The sequence below is a fragment of the Actinomadura geliboluensis genome, from assembly GCF_005889745.1.
GTDB lineage: Bacteria > Actinomycetota > Actinomycetes > Streptosporangiales > Streptosporangiaceae > Spirillospora > Spirillospora geliboluensis.
On record NZ_VCKZ01000599.1, the window covers coordinates 1 to 4,001 of the forward strand.

A 4,001-nucleotide genomic window follows, 5' to 3' on the forward strand; every position below is an offset into this window, starting at 1 on the left:
CGGTCGGGAGGCCGCGGGCTTGGAAACCGGCGGCGGTCTCGGCGAAGGCGTCGAAGCGCAGGCAGCGGACGAACATGCGGGGCAGGTCCGCGTCGGGCGGCGGGCCGGGTAGTGGCTCCCGGTGCGTTCGCACCGGCATCGGAGTGGAGCCGGCGCGCAGCCACTCGGCGTCGTGGGGATCGTCCACGCCGATGGCGGCCGGATCCAGCGGCCGGGCACTGTCCCCGCCGGCGGCCAGATCGGTGAACACGTCGGCCAGCCACGGCAGAATGTCGAAGCAGGACTGCCCGGGCTCGGGCACGAAGGCGTCGACGTAGACGAGCGCGGACACCCGGTGCGGAGCGCGTCCGGCGACCCCGGTGATCACCATGCCGCCGTAACTGTGGCCGACCAGTGTCACGCGTTCCAAGTCCTCACGTTCCAGGTAGCCGAGCAGGTCGTCGATGTGCGCGCGAAGGCCGATCCCGGCACCGCGCGGGTCGTCGCCGCGCTCGGCAAGGCCGGGCAAGGTGGGCGCGTGCACGCGGTCGCCGGCCGCTTCCAGCAGGGGGGTCAGCCGGGACCAGACCCAACCGCCGGCCCACGAGCCGTGCACCAGGACGTACGTCCGGTCCAGATCAGCCGAGGACATCGGGCTCCTCCTCGAAGACCAGAGATGACAGGAGCCGGAAGTTGTTGCGGGCCATGTTCGCGCTGCCGAACTGGCGGTGCGCCACCGCGGCCTCCTCGTCCGTCATGATCCGCGGTGCGCCGGCCGCCTCGGCCAGAAGTTGCATTTCGCAGGCGCGGTTCATGGTGATGAACCACCAGGCGGCCTCCTCCACGGTGCGGCCGACTGTCAGCAGGCCGTGATGCCGCAGGATCGCGGCACGCTTGTCCGCGAGCCGGGCGGCGATCCGCTGGCCTTCGTCCTGCTCCAGGACCAGCCCCCGGTACTCGTCGAACAGCACGTGGTCGCCCCAGAACGCGCATGACTCCTGGACGATCGGGTCGAGCGGGCGGTCCAGGGCCGCCCAGGCGCGGCCGTGGAGGGTGTGCGCATGGGCGACGGCCACGACGTCGGGACGTGCGTCGTGAATGGACGAGTGGATCCAGAACGCGGCCTTGTTCGTGCGCCTCGCGCCGTGGACGATCCGGCCCTCGGCGTCGACGAGCAGCAGATCGCTCACCTTGATCTTGGAGAAGTGCACCGAGTAGGGGTTCACCCAGAAGTGGTCGGCCAGTTCCGGGTCGCGGGCCGTGAGGTGCCCGGCGACCCCCTCGTCGTACCCGTATCGGGCGAAGATCCGGAACGCTGCGGCGAGCTGGCGCTTGCGGTGCAGCCGCTGCTCTTCGACGGAGGCCGATGTGAACGTGGGGGCCTCATCGAGATCGAGTTCGGGTGCCGGGTCTGGTGCGTGGGTCGTCATCGTGTCGCCACTCCCTTCGTCGTCCGCTCAGGATGTGACCCACGCCATGGCATGTCAACCTCAGAGGCACAATTATTTGCCTCCTAGACAAGCAGGATAAGCTCTCGACCGTGACCTCTCACGTGGACGGCGGCCCCGGAAACGACCATGACGATCCGGAGAAGCGGGTCTCGGCCAGGCTCCGAGAGTTGCGGCGCGAGCGCGGGCTGACCCTCACCACGCTCGCCGAGTGGACCGGGATCTCCGCGGCACATCTCTCCCGGATGGAGAAGGGCGGGCGCCAGCCGTCCATCGGGTCGCTGATCCAGCTCGCCCGGGCATACGGCGTATCGCTGGGGGAACTGGTCGGTGACGAGCGACCGCAAGAGCACCATGTCGTGCGGGGCGACACCGCACCCGTGCATCAGGGCCCCGATGGGCCCTTCGCGACGATGACCGGCCTCGGCCCCCGCTCCGTTCTGGAGGCCGTCCGGCTGGAGCTGGCGGGTGATCGCCCGCAACGCACCGTCACCCATGCGGGCGAGGAATGGGTGTACGTGGTGCGCGGCCAGGTCGTGGCGCGGGTCGGCGGGGAAGACGTCACGCTGGCGACCGGGGACGCTCTGCACTTCGACGCGGCCGCCCGCCACTCACTTTGGTCGATCGACGGCCCCGCCACCGTCATCATCGTCTCCGTGCCCCCCAAGGCCGTGCGCGCTCCGCACAGTTCGGGACCGGGGCCCGTGTAGGCGGCCGACGGCCACGGCAGCCGTTCTCACAGCCCGTGAGTGAGCAGGTCGAGTCCGAAGTCGAAGCGGTCCTCGAACGCACCCTCCGCCAGATGGCCGATTACCCGGGTCAGCGCGGGATGCGCGTCCTGTACCACCGCCGTGCGCAGGGTCTCACCGACGGACGCCGGCGCGGCCTGCTCCTCCTGGGTGAGGCCGAGCGCGAAGTACACCGCCGTCCACGCCGTCCAGGCCGCTTCCCGCTCGCCCGCTCCAGAGTCCAGCAGCGCACTCACCAGGGCCTCCGCGATGCGCAGCGTGTGCTCCTCGGCGGCGTACGTCCCGGCCACCACCCTCGCTCCGTCGCGAACGTACAGCAGCGCCCGCCGGTAGCGGCGCATCAGCTCGCGGAATCGGTCGGCCGGTCCGGTCGGCAGCTCCTCTGCCGACACACGCGCGACGATCGCTTCCGCCATCAACTCCAGCAGCCGCGCCTTGGTCTTGACGTGCCACGAGACGGTATTCATTCGGACGCCCATCCGTTCGGCCACCGCGCGTAGGCTGACGACGTCCGCACCCCCCTCGTCGAGTAGTTCGAGCGCCACGGCCACGATCTCGTGTTGCCGTCTGGTGTTCGCCACCGAAGCCTTCTCCCGCCTCTTGGTTGACGACCAAGAATATCTGGGACATCCTCTTGGTCACCGACCAAGAGATGAAGGGGGCTCGAAGTGGAAGATGTGGTCATCGTCGGGGCGGGACCGGTGGGGCTGTGGCTGGCGGCCGAACTGCGCCGTGGGGGCGTGCCCGTTCTCATCCTCGAACAGGCCGAACAGCGGAGCCCGCATTCCAAAGCGCTGACCATGCACCCGCGGACGATCGAGGTGCTGGCCATGCGCGGGGTGGAGAAGGAGTTCCTGGACGAAGGCGTGACGTTGCCGGACGGGCACTTCGGAATGCTGGAGGACCGGCTCGACTTCCGGCCGCTGCCGACGCGCCATCCGTACACGCTGTTCCTTCCGCAGGCGCGCACCGAAGAACTGCTGGAGAAGCACGCGTCCGAACTCGGCGCCCGCCTCCTGCGGGGACACACCGTCACCGGACTGGCACATCGCGACGAGAGCGTCGAACTCGACGTCGAAGGCCCGGACGGGCGGCAGTACGCGATCGGCGCACGCTACGTCGTCGGGTGCGACGGGCCCGGCAGCACGGTACGGCGGGCCGCAGGCATCGCCTTCCCCGGCACCGATGCCACGGTGTACGGCTTCCTCGGTGACGTCCGCCTGGACGACCCGCCGCAAAGCCCCGCGATATCGGCCCACACGCCCGACGGTGCTTTGATGGTCGTCCCCATGGCGGGCGGCCTCCACCGCATCGTCGGTGTCATGCCCGGAGGTTCCGGCGACGAGCTCACCCTCGACGAACTGCGCGGCAACGTGGCACGGATTCTCGGCCACGACCTCGGTATGCGCGATCCGATCTGGCTTTCCACGTTTGGCAACGCCTCCCGGCAGGCCGCCGAGTACCGGAAGGGCCGGATCATGGTCGCCGGCGACGCCGCGCACATGCATTTCCCCACCGGCGGCGTGGGGCTCAACGTGGGCGTCCAGGACGCGATGAACCTCGGCTGGCGGCTCGCCGCAGTGGCCCGGGGCCGCGCCCCCGACAGCCTGCTCGACGAATACCAAACCGAGCGTCACCCGGTGGGCGCGGACCTGCTGGAGAAGAGCAAGGCCCAAACCGCGCTGGTCACGGCCTTCACACCCGAAGGGCGAGCGCTGCGGGCCGTACTCGGCGAACTCATCACGGCACATCCCGACGTCTCACTGGACCTTGCATCCCGCCTGGCCGCACTGAACGTCGCCTACCCCCCGACCGACCCCGACGC

General features: G+C 69.8%; 5 protein-coding genes. 2 read left to right on the forward strand and 3 right to left on the reverse strand.

Annotation, left to right across the window (positions count from 1 at the left end; all coding sequences use genetic code 11):
* A partial coding sequence (locus ETD96_RS42105) for an alpha/beta fold hydrolase (protein ID WP_138642069.1) occupies nucleotides 1-631 on the reverse strand: 631 nt, incomplete at its 3' end.
* Nucleotides 618-1,409 (reverse strand): class II aldolase/adducin family protein, encoded by a 792-nt coding sequence (locus ETD96_RS42110; protein ID WP_138642070.1) that lies wholly within the window; start codon nucleotides 1,407-1,409, stop codon nucleotides 618-620. The genes ETD96_RS42110 and ETD96_RS42105, both read right to left, overlap by 14 nt.
* A gap of 110 nt (nucleotides 1,410-1,519) precedes the next feature.
* On the opposite strand from ETD96_RS42110, the gene ETD96_RS42115 reads away from it, so the two are divergent.
* Nucleotides 1,520-2,137, forward strand: a complete 618-nt coding sequence (locus ETD96_RS42115) for a helix-turn-helix domain-containing protein (RefSeq protein WP_138642071.1) — start codon at nucleotides 1,520-1,522, stop codon at nucleotides 2,135-2,137.
* A gap of 26 nt (nucleotides 2,138-2,163) precedes the next feature.
* On the opposite strand, the gene ETD96_RS42120 is transcribed toward ETD96_RS42115, so the two are convergent.
* Entirely contained in the window at nucleotides 2,164-2,757 is a 594-nt protein-coding gene (locus ETD96_RS42120; protein ID WP_240808614.1) for a TetR/AcrR family transcriptional regulator C-terminal domain-containing protein, read from the reverse strand.
* An 87-nt stretch (nucleotides 2,758-2,844) separates the two neighbouring features.
* Between ETD96_RS42120 and ETD96_RS42125 the strand changes: the two genes are divergently transcribed.
* Nucleotides 2,845-4,001, forward strand: a 1,157-nt coding sequence (locus tag ETD96_RS42125) for an FAD-dependent monooxygenase (RefSeq protein WP_138642072.1), incomplete at its 3' end; no start/stop codon positions are given.